Origin of the sequence: Fibrobacter sp. UWB11 (genome assembly GCF_900143015.1) — a bacterium.
Lineage (GTDB): Bacteria > Fibrobacterota > Fibrobacteria > Fibrobacterales > Fibrobacteraceae > Fibrobacter.
Map to the genome: position 1 here is coordinate 814,908 of NZ_FSRT01000001.1, position 14,369 is coordinate 829,276.

Annotated in this window: 14 protein-coding genes and 1 pseudogene; 1 reads left to right on the forward strand and 14 read right to left on the reverse strand. The window is 49.0% G+C overall.

Annotated elements, in window-relative coordinates; genetic code table 11:
• Positions 1–102 precede the first annotated feature (102 nt).
• Complete coding sequence (locus BUQ91_RS03545) at positions 103–1,803, forward strand: pectate lyase family protein (RefSeq protein ID WP_074208171.1); 1,701 nt, start codon at positions 103–105, stop codon at positions 1,801–1,803.
• 24 nt (positions 1,804–1,827) lie between these two features.
• Here BUQ91_RS03545 and BUQ91_RS03550 read toward each other — a convergent pair.
• From BUQ91_RS03550 to thiS, 14 genes and pseudogenes are all read right to left on the reverse strand, one after another.
• Positions 1,828–2,304 (reverse strand): annotated as a pseudogene (locus BUQ91_RS03550) (sulfate ABC transporter substrate-binding protein); the annotation flags it as partial.
• Positions 2,305–2,390: 86 nt separating this feature from the next.
• Entirely contained in the window at positions 2,391–2,984 is a 594-nt protein-coding gene (locus BUQ91_RS03555) for a LysE family transporter (RefSeq protein WP_074208172.1), read from the reverse strand.
• Positions 2,977–3,582, reverse strand: a complete 606-nt coding sequence (locus BUQ91_RS03560) for a dimethylsulfonioproprionate lyase family protein (protein ID WP_072828224.1) — start codon at positions 3,580–3,582, stop codon at positions 2,977–2,979. Before BUQ91_RS03560 ends, BUQ91_RS03555 begins: the two co-directional genes overlap by 8 nt.
• Before the next feature lie 7 nt (positions 3,583–3,589).
• Entirely contained in the window at positions 3,590–4,549 is a 960-nt protein-coding gene (locus BUQ91_RS03565; protein WP_074208173.1) for a 50S ribosomal protein L11 methyltransferase, read from the reverse strand.
• Positions 4,550–5,893 carry an O-acetylhomoserine aminocarboxypropyltransferase/cysteine synthase family protein gene (locus BUQ91_RS03570; RefSeq protein WP_074208174.1) on the reverse strand — a complete coding sequence of 448 codons (1,344 nt, stop codon included), beginning with the start codon at positions 5,891–5,893 and terminating at the stop codon, positions 4,550–4,552. It lies immediately after the preceding gene.
• A gap of 138 nt (positions 5,894–6,031) precedes the next feature.
• Positions 6,032–6,565 (reverse strand): RBBP9/YdeN family alpha/beta hydrolase, encoded by a 534-nt coding sequence (locus BUQ91_RS03575; RefSeq protein WP_072828221.1) that lies wholly within the window; start codon positions 6,563–6,565, stop codon positions 6,032–6,034.
• Positions 6,566–6,702: 137 nt separating this feature from the next.
• On the reverse strand, positions 6,703–7,665 hold the full coding sequence (gene epsC, locus BUQ91_RS03580) for a serine O-acetyltransferase EpsC (protein ID WP_072828220.1): 963 nt from the start codon (positions 7,663–7,665) through the stop codon (positions 6,703–6,705).
• A gap of 209 nt (positions 7,666–7,874) precedes the next feature.
• Entirely contained in the window at positions 7,875–9,617 is a 1,743-nt protein-coding gene (locus BUQ91_RS03585; RefSeq protein ID WP_074208175.1) for a cysteine desulfurase, read from the reverse strand.
• The gene (locus tag BUQ91_RS03590) at positions 9,604–10,566 is read right to left on the reverse strand and encodes a family 2A encapsulin nanocompartment shell protein (protein WP_074208176.1); all 963 of its coding nucleotides are present in this window, start codon (positions 10,564–10,566) and stop codon (positions 9,604–9,606) included. Before BUQ91_RS03590 ends, BUQ91_RS03585 begins: the two co-directional genes overlap by 14 nt.
• A 155-nt stretch (positions 10,567–10,721) precedes the next feature.
• Positions 10,722–12,188 (reverse strand): thiazole biosynthesis adenylyltransferase ThiF, encoded by a 1,467-nt coding sequence (gene thiF, locus BUQ91_RS03595; protein ID WP_074208177.1) that lies wholly within the window; start codon positions 12,186–12,188, stop codon positions 10,722–10,724.
• Positions 12,189–12,387: 199 nt separating this feature from the next.
• Positions 12,388–12,777 (reverse strand): M67 family metallopeptidase, encoded by a 390-nt coding sequence (locus tag BUQ91_RS03600; protein WP_139299682.1) that lies wholly within the window; start codon positions 12,775–12,777, stop codon positions 12,388–12,390.
• Between the two features lie 115 nt (positions 12,778–12,892).
• Entirely contained in the window at positions 12,893–13,303 is a 411-nt protein-coding gene (locus BUQ91_RS03605) for a M67 family metallopeptidase (RefSeq protein ID WP_074208179.1), read from the reverse strand.
• A 9-nt stretch (positions 13,304–13,312) separates the two neighbouring features.
• Positions 13,313–14,122 (reverse strand): thiazole biosynthesis adenylyltransferase ThiF, encoded by an 810-nt coding sequence (gene thiF, locus BUQ91_RS03610; protein WP_073424443.1) that lies wholly within the window; start codon positions 14,120–14,122, stop codon positions 13,313–13,315.
• Positions 14,122–14,328, reverse strand: a complete 207-nt coding sequence (gene thiS / locus BUQ91_RS03615) for a sulfur carrier protein ThiS (RefSeq protein WP_072828213.1) — start codon at positions 14,326–14,328, stop codon at positions 14,122–14,124. The genes thiF (BUQ91_RS03610) and thiS overlap by 1 nt, the downstream gene beginning before the upstream one ends.
• Positions 14,329–14,369 lie beyond the last annotated feature (41 nt).

The following is a 14,369-nucleotide window of genomic DNA, read 5'->3' on the forward strand; positions in this document are numbered from 1 at the left end:
TTTTGGAGTTGTCTATAGAGGACACTTTGAGTTGTGTGGGGCTCTTTTTTGATGTTTTCCCTTGTCTTTCGGCATAAATTTAAGGAAAAAAAGGGATGTTTTATGAATTATTTGTTCTCTAAATCGATTGGTGCTGTAGCAACATTTGCGGCTATGGCTGTGACAACGGCTGCGATTCCTGCGTTTGCTGTGACATCGCCGGACTTTCCGATGGCGGGTTTTGCCACGCAGAATGGTGGCACCACGGGCGGCAAGGGCTATTCTGAGGTCACGGTTGATAATGTGAGTGACCTCAAGAGTTATGCCAAGGCGGGCAACAAGATTATTTACGTGAAGCCGGGCACGTACATGGGGCCGGTGGAAGTCGGTAGCAACGTGACGATTTACGGTTACCAGGGCGCCATTATCGCGCAGCCTACTTCGGGCAGTGCCATGAAACTGAGCGGTTCGAAGAACGTCATCATCCGCAACCTGAAATTCAAGGGTGTGGGTGCGCACGATGACGATGATGAAGATTGCCTCCAAGTGAATCACGAATCCAAGAACGTGTGGATTGACCACGTGGATGTCTACGACGGTCACGACGGCAACTTGGATATTACCAACGCCTCGGACTTTGTTACGATTTCGTGGACCAAGTTCAGCTACACTTCGGCATCGAGTGGTCATCAGTTCAGCAACCTGATTGGTAACAGCAAGACAAAGACGAGCGACCGCGGACACCTGAATGTGACGATTCACCATACGTGGTGGGCTGACGGCGTGGTCGAACGCATGCCGCGTGTGCGTTTTGGCAAGGTACATGTGGCGAACAACCTCTTCGATAGCAAGAATGCGAGCTATTGCGTGCGAGCCGCTATCGAGGCGGACATCCGCATTGAGAAAAATGTGTTTATCGGTGTGCAGAAGGCGCTTGACTTGTACACGAGCGATGGAGCCATTACGGCGGCGCAAATGATTAGCAACTACGAAGAAAATGTGAAAAAGCAACAGGCGGGTACGGGAACCGCATTTACGCCACCTTATTCTATGAGCTTGACTGATGTGAGTACACAGGCAAAGGCTTATGCCCTTCGCGATTCTATTAAGTTGTATGCTGGCGCAACACTCCCTGATCCGGGAAAAACTCAGACGGTAACGCCCGCATCATCTTCTAGCGAAGCAGCGTCTAGTTCCAGCGTGGCTGTGTCTAGTTCAAGTGTTGCGAAATCCAGCAGCAGTGTCGCACAGTCCAGCTCCTCGCAGGCTGTATCTAGTTCCTCGCAGGGGGAGGTTGTTTCTGGAACGGCAACGCTTACTAAGCACGGCTCGGGTAGCGCCAAGCAAGAAGTCAAGCAAGGTGAATCTATCGAAGAATTTTACTTTACCGTTGCTGGCGCCACGGGTGCGACTGTTACGGGACTCCCCGATGGTATTGTGGGGACAATGAAGGGTAGTGATTTTTATATCTCAGGCACGGTCGCTCAAAATGCTGAAGTGGGGGCGTACAACTTTACCGTGACGACAACCGGAGCTACGACAAATGCAACCAAGAGCGGAACGATTACGGTTGTTGGTGAAAATATGGAGCAGGGCACGACTTCGTTGGATGTCGCTACGGTTGCTCCGCATTTCAATGTCTCTGTCGACGGTCGAGTGCTTACCGTACAAGGTGCTACGCAGGCGGCGTATCTCCTGGATGCTCAGGGAAGGCTGATTACAAAAGTTCAGTCTTTGGGTAGCGAAAACTCGATTACAGTTCCTCGTGCGGGCATGTACCTCTTGCGAGTTGGTAACGAAGCGCGTCGCGTTATCGTGCGGTAGTTTTCTCGTAAATCTGGTCAAAAATGGCGCCGTCGGCATGATGCCGATGCCATCCTTGACGAGATCGTTCCAGTCCCTGATTTTCTTGGGATTCCCCTTGCGCACGAGAAACACAATCGTCGAAGTGTAAGGAGCGCTGTTGCGCGGAAATTCCTTGACCTAGCCGTTTTCAATAAGCCCTGCGTCACGGACAATGTTCACATCGTATTCCAGCGCGAGCGTGACCACATCCGCCTCAAGCCCGTTCACCACCTCAAGCGCCTGCTTGCCCGAACCGCCATGAAACTGCGTAATCTTCACATCTTTGCCGGTTGTCTCTTTCCAATGCTTCATGAAAATATGATTGTAATTGGAATAGAATTCACGCGTTGGATCGTAAGACACGTTGACAAGCGTGTTGTTCTCAACCTCGGGAGCCCTCTTCGAAGAGCAACCGAAAAAAACAACCCGCGCCCGCCACCAACGCCACCGTAAAAACTGTCTTGAAAAATGCAGATTCATAGTGAAATTCCTTCTTGCTGAGAATGATAGTAGTATTTTATTGTCAATAATTTGTTACTTCAAAAAGAAAATGCTATATCAGACTACTATTTCACAATCCCAATGGCGCAATACAGTAGCGAGAATCCCATAAGCGTGTAGAAAATTCTGTGGTGCTTTTTGAAAAGCCCTTGCAATAGAACGCCTGCGAAAAGCCATGCCAAATTGCAAATGGGGCCTGTAAGCGGCAAAAGTAAGCCGAGAAAGAATAAATGCGGGAAATCCTGGTGGTAGGGGAGCATGTAGGTCGTGATTGCCGTGAGGCAGAACACCATGATTTTGACGTTTGTGAGTTGCACAAAGAGCCCGGTGCGGAAACTGCCGGTTATGCTGTTGTTACGGATTTCTTTAAGGGGCTTGAACGCTTGAATTATAAGGCTGATTGCCAAATATGCAATGTAGGTTGCGCCAACGAATGAGAATACCTTGATGAAATTTTCAAAGGCGCTACTGATAAAATAAACGATAAAAACGGATACTAGCGAGACTATTGTGTAACCTGTAAAAATGCCGTACCATTGCTTTATCGCTACGCTTTTCCCGCTCCCCATCGCTACCGAGAGAGAACAGAGATTCGCGGGCCCTGGGGTAATCCCCGAGACGAATGCGTAAAGTAAAAATGAAAGTGCAATATTACACATATTTTGAAAGCGTTTTGACGTCTTTGCCGCTCCAGGTGTAAAGGGCAAGCATGGGTTCGTTCTCGGTTTGCATGGAATGGATGTGGTTTGATGGATGCAGAATGAAATCCCCTGGGCCTCGTATTTGGGAATGTCCGTCGAGAGTCCAAATGGCGTGCCCAGAAAGTACAACGTAAAGCTCTGTAGCGGGGTGCTGGTGTGATGGGTAAAAGGTATTTTTCCCAAGGAGCGTAAATCCAAAACAAAATTGCTCGTCACGATACGGCGCTTCTGGGCCGAGAATTTCTCCCCATCCCAGTTGATTTTCGATACCGGCCATATCGGGGCGAGGCTCGTAATTGTATTTCCAAGGCAAATAGGGAAGTGCCGGCTCAATTGCTTTTAAAAAGTCGTTCGTTTCGGAGTTGCCATGCTTGACTGCATCCTTAATCCAGTGGATTAAGGGTGATTTGCTTTTTTCGAATTTGCCCAAAGGTTTGGGAATATCGTGTACGGCAAACTTGGCGGCTTCCAGTCCGATTTTGTCGTCTATCTTGGCCCTTTTGAAAAGAAAATTTTGGGATTCTTCGATTAAATTGTTTATAACGATTTGTTCCATAAATTATTTATCTTGTACTTGATTTTAATACAGCAACGGTGTGGCCTATGGTTTCGCCTTGTTTGAATGCTTCGTATGCGGCGTTAGCGGAAAGTTTTACGGAGTCCAGTGACTTTTCGATTTCGAAAGCGCGGCTTCCGGATTCCTTGACCGTGACGGATGCGAATGCTTTTTGCAAGTCGCTTGCGCGGTAGAAACGGAATGGTCCGAGTCCGGCCTTTTCTTGTGCGGCGTATCCCGAAATCACGTCTTCTGGTTCTGCCTGAACTTTCCAGGAGTATGTGAAAATTTCGGAATTGAGCCCTGCAAATTCGCCAAGCTTGATAAATGCGTTTAATGGAACGCGCCCGCCGAGCGTAGAATAGACCGCCCCGTCTTCTGCCAAGAATTCTTTGGCTTGCTTGAGTGCGAGGTAATGCAAGTCTAGCATTTGCTCGTGTACGAATTCGGGAATTGGCTCTATGCGTTTTTCCAAGTAATGGCCGCTGTTGCGTTTGTCTTCAATCTTTGTATCGCTTGCAAGAGGAACGTTGGGGAGGTTCTCGTAAATGACATCGAATTTTCGTTTGCCGTTTTGGAGCGGCTGTAGAAGATCTCCATTGCCAAATTCAAACTCAATGGATTTGAAGTCTTTTACATTGTTCCTAACGTTTTGTGCGGCTGCTGCAACGACACTTTTTTGCAGATCCGTGAAACCGACTCGCTTTGCTCCCAAAAGTTCGATGCCTGTCAAAACATCAATTCCAGAACCGGTGCCAATAGAGGCGAAGGCTTCGATGTCTTTGCCTAATTTTTCGCGGATGAGCTTGAATGCTGGGGCTGCAATATAGGCGACCCAGTCGCTTTTGATGTCTTCTGTTTTAGGCAGGTAAGCGTGATCAGCGACTTCAATAGACAGGTAATCCTTGATGTGTTTTGGAGCGCTATCTAAGGAAAGGTATTTATTAACATCAACAATGATACTCAATTACTTACCGCCTTTGATACTTGTATTAATAGCTTGTTCGAAGTCTGCAATAATATCGCGTGGATCTTCGATACCGACGGATACACGAATCATATCGTCGGGGATGCCTGCGGCGAGCCTATCTTTAGGAGAAAGCTGCGAATGTGTACTTGTTGCCGGATGCAAAACGCTTGTACGTGCATCACCTACATGTACCACGAGGGCTGCGACTTTCAAGGCTTTGACAAATGAACGAATAGCTGTTTTGCCGCCCTTGAGACCGAATGTGAGCACACCGCTACCGCCTTGATAGTCGAAGTATTTGCGGATGCGCTTGAAATTTGGGCTAGATTTGAGTCCCGGATAGCTAACCCAGTTGACAGCTGGATTTTTGGAAAGGAATTCAGCTAATGCTAAAGCGTTGTTGCTGTGTTGCGGCATGCGCAAGTGGAGCGTTTCGAGACCGAGATTCAAAAGGAATGCGTTGAACGGGCTTAATGCTGCGCCGAAATCACGCAAATATTGAGCCCGTGCCTTTGCGATAAATGCGGCTCGTCCAAATTTTTTAGTATAGGAAGTGTTGGCGTATTGAGCATCGGGTTCTACGAGGTCTGGAAATTTTCCGTTTTCCCAATTATAGTTGCCGCCGTCAATCACGACACCGCCAAGAGCAATTGCGTGGCCGTCGATATACTTTGTTGCGGAATGAATGACCACGTTTGCGCCATGCTGTAAGGGCTTTACAAGGAATGGTGTGGCGAGCGTGTTGTCGACAAGGAAGGGAACGTCAAATTCTTTGGCGAGTTTCGAAAATTTATCGAAATCCAGAATACCCAAGGCAGGATTTCCGATCGTTTCTCCGAAAATGAGCTTGGTGTTCGGGCGGAAAGCCTTGCGAAGTTCTGCAATGGAATCTTCGGGATTGATGAATGTGGTCTCAATGCCGAGTTTTGAAAGTCTTACGCTAAGCAGCGTGTAACTGCCGCCATAAATGTGTTTGCTTGCAACAATGTGGTCGCCTGCTTTTACGAGATTCGAAATGGCCAACAACACAGCGGATTGCCCTGATGCTGTGGCTACTGCGCCTACGCCGCCTTCGAGTTCCGTAATTTTGCTTTCGAACGCAGCAACGGTTGGGTTTCCGGTGCGGGTGTATTTATTGCCGGATTGCTTCAGTGCGAAAAGTCTTTCGACTTCGTCTACATCTTCGTACTTGTAAGTAGTTGATTGGAAAATTGGGAGAACGCGCGGCTCACCAATCTTGGGCTTCCAGCCGGCTTGTAGACATTTTGTTGCAAAATTCCAATTGTTTGAATCAGCGATATTTGCTGTATTGATATCTTTTTTTGAATTTAGTTTGGACATTTAAAAGCCTCCATGTGGCTATATTTTTTTGAAAATATAGAACGCAGTTATAGCTTTGTCCAATACTAAATTAATATCGTGTATTATAGATTTAATTTATTGGTAACTACTGAATATTTTATTTGAGAATAGGTCGGCTTAAAGGCTTTCTTCAAATGCAGCAAGAAATGCTCGGCCTTGTTCCCATTCACGTAAGTCTGTTGCAGAATTGATATGCCCGAGTTTACCGGCGTTGAATAACTTTACGCCCCAAGCGGATGCGAAAAATTCAGCACGTTCCATAGAGACGAACGGATCGTTTTCGCTGGCGACAACGCATGCGGGAACAGGTAATTTTTCTAATGGCATTGGTGCAAAAGATTTGATGACTTCGATGTTGTCCACATCGCTCGGAGAAACTAGGAAAGCTCCTTTGATGTGTGCCGGAATTTTACCTTGATTTTGCGTGAGGTACATGACTGTTGTTGCCACGCCAAGACTATGCGCTACGATAATTGTATCCTGATTCAATTTTTGAATTGTATCGCCGAGAGTTGCAATCCAATCGTTTTTTTGCGGATTGTCCCAACTATGTTGTTGCACGCGAAGCGTATTGGGCAAGCTCTTTTCCCAAAAAGTTTGCCAATGTTTTTCGTCTGAATTATTTAAACCAGGTACAATCAGGTAGTTCATAAAATCTCCGTATATTTCCTAGTGTAATTGTAGTAAAATGACTGACTTGATATTTGACTTTAAAAAGGAGATGCCCCGTCGAGCGGGGCATGACACTTCTTGCCGTCTACAGCCTACTATCCACTGTTTACTAATCACTAAATAATGTAGTACCAATCGTCACTTTGCGTGATTTCTGTGGTTTTGTGTTTTTTGCTATCGGTTGTGGTGTAGTCGAGTTCCAAATTCTTGATGCTGACGCGGGTGTTGGCATCGATGGAACGTGTAATGAATGCGTTGCCGCCGATGACCGCATTTTCACCTACGACCGTATCGCCGCCGAGAATGGATGCGCCTGCATAAATAGTGACGTTATCCTGAATTGTCGGGTGGCGCTTTTTGCCGGAGAGTCTTTGGCCGCCTCGTGTGGAAAGTGCTCCCAGCGTAACGCCTTGATAAATCTTCACATTCTTGCCGATGACTGCTGTTTCGCCAATTACAATGCCGGTACCGTGATCGATAAAGAAGTATTTGCCGATGGTTGCACCCGGGTGAATATCGATACCCGTTTTAGAGTGTGCGTATTCGGTCATGAGTCGCGGGAGAACCGGAACGTGCAAAAGGTAGAGCTCATGGGCAATGCGGTAGATTGTCGTTGCCATGAGGCCGGGGTAGGCGAGGATGATTTCGTCAAGGCAGCCGGCAGCCGGGTCGCCGTCATAGGCTGCGTGCAAGTCCGTTTCTAGGAATTCACGGATTTGCGGAATCTTGGCGAAAAATTCCTTACAAATTCTGTAACTTTCGATTTTGCGTTCATCGGAAGTCATAGTGCCACGAAGCTTACAGTAATCCAAAGCAATTGCCACCTGTTTGTGGAGATGGTAGAAGATATCTTCGATAAGAACTGCAAAGCTGTTTTTCGGATTGTAAATCTTATGCGTACGATCTCTGAAGTGTCCAGGATAAACGACTCGAATCAAATTCTGCAAAATCGTCTGGATCTCGGCCTGGTCGGGTCGATTGTAAATATCGATATTGTCGATATGCTTGCCGCGATTGTAATCGTCGAAAATAATTTGTACGGCTTTTTCAACTTCAGATTCTTGGATAAGTTCGTGCATAGTTTGAGTAGGAAGTAAAAAATTAAAGTGATAAGCTTTAGGCGTCATACTGAGTCTGAAAGGCGAAGTATCCAGTTAAAATGCCCTGAATCCTGCTCCTTCGAACCTAACTCTACTAAGGCAACAAGTTGCCAAGTATCGTATATCGACTTCGTGCTAGGCACTCTGCTCAGGATGACTCTCCTAAAACCAATCACCTGTTATCTAACTTACGCGAACGTCTTCAGCGCTCTTACGAGTGCATCGATGTCATCGGGCGAGTTGTAGAGTGCGAGAGTGGGTCGCACGGTACTTTCGTATCCGAAATGGCGTAAGACAGGCTGTGCGCAGTGATGACCGGTGCGAACGGCAACGCCGTAAGCATCGAGTCTCTTGCCAACTTCTTCGTCGGAATAACCGTCGAGCTTGAAGGCAAGCGCAGATGCCTTGTTGAGTGCGGTTCCTACAAGGTGAATTCCCTTGACGGTCTTCAATTCCTTGAGGCCATACTGCAACAGTTCATGTTCCCAACGGAATACGCAGGGCATTCCGATTTCGGAGAGGTACTGGAGTGCAGCACCAAGGCCAACAGCGTCGGCGATGCTTCCCGTTCCTGCTTCGAACTTGTTCGGAATTCCGTTGTAAATGGTGCGTTCGAACGTCACGTCCGCAATCATGTTACCGCCGCCATGGTAAGGTCTTGCTGCTTCGAGCAATTCCTTTTTGCCATAGATAACGCCGATGCCGGTCGGAGCAAACACCTTGTGTCCAGAGAACACGAAGAAGTCTGCGTCGAGGGCTGCGACATTCACCGGAATGTGAGCGATAGACTGTGCACCGTCAATGAGGATTCTCACGCCGTGTCTATGAGCGATGGCGATGAGTTCTTCAATCGGGGTCACAGTGCCGAGCACGTTCGAAACATGCGTCACGGAAACGAACTTGGTGCGCTTCGTGAACAATGCTTCGTAATCGTGGAGCTTGAGCTGACCGGTAGAATCGCACGGAATTACCTTAATCACGGCACCTGTTTCTTCGGCAATGAGCTGCCAAGGAACGATGTTGGCGTGATGTTCCAGGATGGAAACGATGATCTCGTCACCCGGCTGGAGCGTCGGCTTTACGTAAGCGTTTGCAACCAAGTTAATAGCTTCGGTCGTACCGCGAACAAAAACGACTTCCTGAGAAGACGGAGCACCGATAAAGTCACGAACAATGTTGCGTGCGTTTTCGTATGCGTCTGTCGATGCTGCCGCGAGCGTGTGTGCGCCACGGTGAACGTTGGAGTTTTCGTTTTCGTAGTAGTACTTGAGGCGGTCAATGACTACCTGCGGGCGCTGCGTCGTTGCACCGTTATCGAGCCAAACGAGTGGATGACCGTTGATCTGCTTCGAAAGAATCGGGAAGTCAGAACGGATCTGGGCAAGCGTCTTGGAACCGATGCGGATGGAATCGTTGCGAGAATTTGCGCCGCTGTTTGCAGAACCTGTCTTCACGGAGTCACCACCGAGAGATGTCGGAGCGTCGATCTGGCGATTAGCTTCGGCAGCCTGCGTCTTGGACACGACTTTCGGGGAGTAACCCTGAGCCGGTGCGGGGGCTGTCGGAATATCGCTCAGCTGCGATGCAAACTGCGATTCGGGAACCGCAGGGGCTTCGACCGTGTTGAGCCAGGTGTCTGTAGAACTTCCGCCGTAGGCAAACGGAGCCGAAGATGTCGGCTGGTCGCCATAAGTCGCAAAGGGATGTTCCCAGTCGAAAGCTGGAGTTTGGCTAATGGCTGCGGCACCCTGTGCTGCACTGACACCCTGTGCTGCAGATGCATTCTGCGCTTCGGGAGCAGCGGGGGTTGCTGCGTATGCGCTATCCGTCAAATCCGGAAAATACGCATTTGCCAATTGCTCCAGTTCAGCCGCATTGGGAACTCCGGCGAGTTCTTCCAGCGATCTGGTTTCTGGATTATTCGTAGTCATAGTATTCGCCAACCTCTACGTCTTCAAGGACTGCGATAGCGTCGTCGGAAAGGATTGCTGCAGAGCAGTAGAGCGACAGGAGGTAAGATGCGACACCCTTGTTGTCGATACCGCGGAAACGCACGGAGAGGCCGCGAGAGTGTTCGTTCTTGAGGCCAGCCTGGAAGAGACCGATAACACCGCGCTTTGCTTCGCCAGTACGGACGAGCAAGATGTTGGTCTTGCCACCCTTGGACTTCGGATTCTTCACGCCATCGACAAGGAGCTTGTCGGTCGGGACGAGAGGAATGCCGCGCCAGGTGAGGAACTTGCCACCGGCGATGTCAACGACGACAGGCGGCACGCCACGGCGGGTGCATTCGCGTTCGAAAGCTGCAATAGCACGCGGGTGGGCGAGGAAGAAGGACGGTTCCTTCCAAACCTTGGAGATGAGTTCATCGAGATCGTCCGGAGTCGGACGGCCATCGTCGCGGAGCGGCTGGATGCGCTGGGTGTCAGCGATGTTCTTCAAGAGACCGTAGTCGTCATTGTTGATGAGCTGGCTTTCCTGACGTTCGCGGAGAGATTCGATAGCGAGACCGAGCTGTTCCTGAACCTGATCATACGGAGAGCTGTAAACGTCTTCGATAGCGGTGTTGACGTTGATGATCGTGGAAATGGAGTTGAGCTTGTATTCACGCGGTTCGGTTTCGTATTCGACGTAGCCTTCCGGGATAATGTCAGACTTCTTGGTTGCGCTGCAGAGAATGTCGAGCGGTGTCTGGCCTTCGACGACCTTGTTCACGCGGAAAAGACCTGTTTCGAGACCCTTGAATTCAAGGAACTTGGTGAGCCACTTGGGCGTGAGCGCGCCAAATTGCGGCTTGGTCTTGGTGACGTTCGCCAGGTTGTATGCGGCCTTGGCGCCGAGGGCGTTAAGGCCCGTGTTCTTTTCTGCTTCATTTGCCATAATGGTTTACCTCTTATTGTTAGTTGTGTTTAAAACTATTTTCCTAGTATTTAAGTGCGAATATTAGAAAATAATAAGCTTATCTTGTTGTTACGAGAATCTGCCCTTGTCGAAAAATTTTTTTGACATAGCTTTTCCCTATTCAAAACCCTCTGTTATAACCAAGCGCCTTCGTGCGAGAACATGATGTCCTTCATTGCGTCGATACCGCCCTTCAAGTTGTACAGAGGACCGGTGTAACCCGCTTCGCGCAAGGTGTTGATGGCGAGTTCGCTGCGTTTGCCCTGCTTGCAGACGAAAATGGTATCCTTGTTCGGGTCGAGTTCCTTTTGCCTGCGGACGAGCTGTCCAATCGGAATCACGATGGCGTTCGGGAATCGCAGAATTGCGCGTTCGTGCGGTTCGCGGACATCCACGATGGTCATGTCGTCGCCGTTGTCGATGCGCTTGGCAAGTTCTTCGGGCGTGAATCCTTCTACAGGCGTTTCGTTTGTGGTCTTCAATCCGCAAAGTTCTTCGTAGTCGATTTCTTCAACGCTCGTGATTGTCGGGTTGTTCCCGCAAATCGGGCAATGGCAATTGCGTTCGACTTTGAGAATTCTCGATGACAAGTACAAGCTATCGACATGGAGAATTTTGCCGTTCAGGTGTTCGCCGATTCCCAAGATGAGCTTGAGCGCTTCATTCGCTTGGATGCTACCGATGATGCCTGGGAGCGGACTGATGGCACCACCTTCTGCGCAAGAGGGGATGAGCCCTGCCGGCGGAGGAGATGGGTATTGGCAACGCAAGCACGGACCGCCATCCAGATTGAATACGCCGACTTGGCCTTCGAACTGGTAAATGGCGCCGAATACAACCGGAATGCCGTGCAGTGCGCAAGCATCGTTGATCAAGTAGCGAGCCTTGTAGTTGTCTGTGCAATCGACGACTAAATCGTAGCCTTCAATTTCAGCTTCGATGTTCGATGCGTCGAGCTGTTCCTTGACGGCTTCGAAGACTATTGTCTTGTTGATGTTTTTTACTTTGTCCCTTGCGGAGGCGACTTTTGGACGCTTGACATCGCGTGTGCCGTGAATGACTTGGCTCTGCAAATTTTCAAGCGAGACTTCGTCAAAATCGATGACCTTGATGGTGCCAACGCCTGCAGCGGCGAGGTATTGGATGACTGGGGAACCGAGGGCTCCTGCGCCTACGACGACCACTTTTGCGGCCTTGATGCGCTTTTGACCCTTGACGCCGATATCGCGGAGCATCAGGTGCTTGCCGAAACGTTCGATTTCAGAATCATCAAATGAAACGGCTTTGCGCCTTTCGTCCGAAATTAGGCTCTCTACGGGAGCGTCGGTCGGTGCACCGCCAGCGATGGCGGGCAAAAGTAGAATTTCGGTATCTTCTGGAAGAGTGGCGTCCCAAATCGTTTCAACGGTCAATTTTTTGTTGTTGACGTAAATCTGGATGAAGTCCCTGACCTTTTTATTGTCGTCGTAAAGAACCTTTTCTCCTTCTGGGTAAGTCGTCGTTAAAAATGCGAGAGCCTTTCTGACCGTATCGGCAGGGGCTTCTACTTGGGAGTTCTTCCCAAAGAAATTCCTGAGTGTTGCTGATATGTATATTTTCACTTTTTTCTCCGTACATTGGGCCGCTCAAGTAGAGGTTCCCTAAAAAGTGTTGTTTCCGTACAAATTTTCCCACAATACTTGTAGGATTTTTCAAGCCGAAATATAGAACGTAAAAATCCGTTTGTCCAATACTTAATTTTTATGCTGAGATATTGATTTTATTTATAGCCAAACTCGTTTTGAAACGTTAGGCTATAACTCATTGCAAATCCCGCTGATAGCTTTTCACATCTACGACTTCGCCGTTTTTTACAGACATGATGACGTATTCGAGGCCGGGGACCATGTAATTCTCGTCTTCTTTGGAGAGGATGGCGGGACAGTCGGGGTGTGAGTGGTAAACGCCGACAATCTCAAGACCGCTGGCTTCGATTTCTTGTTCCAAGTGGTAGATAAATAGCGGGTCTATTTGAAAATGGACAGATTTTTGCCCATGAAACAGGTTTGGGGCTTCGCGAATATCGGTGACTTCGATTTCGCCCTTTTCAGACTTTTTTCCAACCAAAATGCCGCAGCATTCACTTGGGTATGCTTTTTTTGCGGCTAAAGCCATTTGCTCTGAAACTATTTTACTAAATTTGGTTGTCAAAATTTTCTCCTAAAGAGAAGTGCCCCCGGAATCGGAATTTCACAAGGATCCCGGGGACACCATTGTACGGAGATTCAAAAAGAGCGCCTTCGCTATTGAGCGGAGCGCTTTTTAATTACTCAATCACCAAGCCTTCGTTTGTGGCGTTGTCGCCTTCGATATGGAACGAATTGAGTACCGGATTTGCGCGGTCCATCAGCGAAAGAATCAAGTAGCTAGCCTTGCTGTCGAAAGCGAGGCGCTTGTCTTCTTGCGACGGGCGCGACGGGGATTCAGGGTGAGAATGCCAGTTGCCAAGCGGGGATAGGCCATTTTGGCGCATATCCTTGATGGCGGCTAAGTGTTCCTTGGGGTCAAGCGAAAAGTGCTCATTGGAATGGTCTATGTTCGTGAGCAGGTAAACCTTTTCAATATGCTTGTCGTTCCCCTCAATTTTCCCGGCAATCAGCCCGCAAGCCTCTTCGGGGAGGTTCTTCTGGGCATGCTCCAGGATTTTTTGATAATTATCTTTTGAAATTGTAATCATTGAAATTCCTTAGTGCTTCATCTCACAGACGGCTTGTTCGTAGTCGATCAGATGGTCAATCGTCGGATGGTCACCGCAGACTGCGCAATCCTTCGTGTTCGTCGGGAGCTTGATCTTGCGGAATTCCATCGTGAGCGCATTGTAGGTGAGCAAGTATCCCGTGAGCAAATTGCCGACACCGAGAATGTACTTGACGGCTTCCATCGCCTGGAGGCTTCCGATAACACCGCCCATAGCGCCGATTACGCCTGCCTGCTTGCAAGTCGGCACGGCATCTTTCGGAGGGGGTTCCTTGAAGACGCAGCGGTAGCACGGACCTTGACCCGGAACGTACGTCATGAGCTGCCCCTGGAAGCGGATAATGCCCGCGTGAGAGAACGGCTTCTTGGCCATGACGCATGCGTCGTTGATGAGGAACTTTGCCGGGAAGTTGTCGGTTCCATCAATGATAAAATCGTAATCCTTGATGAGGTCCATGATGTTTTCGCTGGTGACGAACGTGTGGTACGTAATCACCTTGACATCCGGGTTCATCGCTTCCATCGTTTCCTTGGCGGACTGCACCTTGGGCTTGCCCACGTCCTTTGTAGCGTGTATTATCTGGCGCTGCAAATTGGAAAGGTCAACGACGTCTGCATCGGCAATGCCGATGGTGCCAACGCCTGCGGCGGCGAGGTACATAGCGACAGGAGCACCGAGGCCACCTGCGCCAATGACGAGCACCTTGGCGTTCAAAAGCTTCTTCTGGCCCTTTGCGCCCACTTCCTTGAGGATGATGTGGCGGGAATAGCGTTCAAGTTGTTCGTTAGTAAAAGCCATTACTGACCACCTCCCATGAAGTAGAGGAATTCGACGTTGTCGCCGTCCTTGAGAGCGGTCGTTGCGAAATTGCCGTTTTCGACAAATTCATCGTTGAGGGAAACGGTCACATACTGCGGCGTTTCGACCTTTTCTTGTTCAATGAGTTCTGCGACGGTGAGGCCGTCTTTAACTTCTTTCTTGTTTCCTGCAACAGTAATAAACATGTTTGAAATTCCTTTTTTTGTTAAATGTTTTTGCTGTCATC

What these genes read in the sequence shown, in the direction of transcription:
- BUQ91_RS03545 (WP_074208171.1), top strand. Translation starts at nt 103, where the DNA reads ATGAATTATTTGTTCTCTAAATCGATTGGTGCTGTAGCAACATTTGCG.
- BUQ91_RS03555 (WP_074208172.1), bottom strand. Translation starts at nt 2,984, where the DNA reads ATGTGTAATATTGCACTTTCATTTTTACTTTACGCATTCGTCTCGGGG.
- BUQ91_RS03560 (WP_072828224.1), bottom strand. Translation starts at nt 3,582, where the DNA reads ATGGAACAAATCGTTATAAACAATTTAATCGAAGAATCCCAAAATTTT.
- BUQ91_RS03570 (WP_074208174.1), bottom strand. Translation starts at nt 5,893, where the DNA reads ATGTCCAAACTAAATTCAAAAAAAGATATCAATACAGCAAATATCGCT.
- BUQ91_RS03575 (WP_072828221.1), bottom strand. Translation starts at nt 6,565, where the DNA reads ATGAACTACCTGATTGTACCTGGTTTAAATAATTCAGACGAAAAACAT.
- epsC (WP_072828220.1), bottom strand. Translation starts at nt 7,665, where the DNA reads ATGCACGAACTTATCCAAGAATCTGAAGTTGAAAAAGCCGTACAAATT.
- BUQ91_RS03585 (WP_074208175.1), bottom strand. Translation starts at nt 9,617, where the DNA reads ATGACTACGAATAATCCAGAAACCAGATCGCTGGAAGAACTCGCCGGA.
- BUQ91_RS03590 (WP_074208176.1), bottom strand. Translation starts at nt 10,566, where the DNA reads ATGGCAAATGAAGCAGAAAAGAACACGGGCCTTAACGCCCTCGGCGCC.
- BUQ91_RS03605 (WP_074208179.1), bottom strand. Translation starts at nt 13,303, where the DNA reads ATGATTACAATTTCAAAAGATAATTATCAAAAAATCCTGGAGCATGCC.
- thiF (WP_073424443.1), bottom strand. Translation starts at nt 14,122, where the DNA reads ATGGCTTTTACTAACGAACAACTTGAACGCTATTCCCGCCACATCATC.
- thiS (WP_072828213.1), bottom strand. Translation starts at nt 14,328, where the DNA reads ATGTTTATTACTGTTGCAGGAAACAAGAAAGAAGTTAAAGACGGCCTC.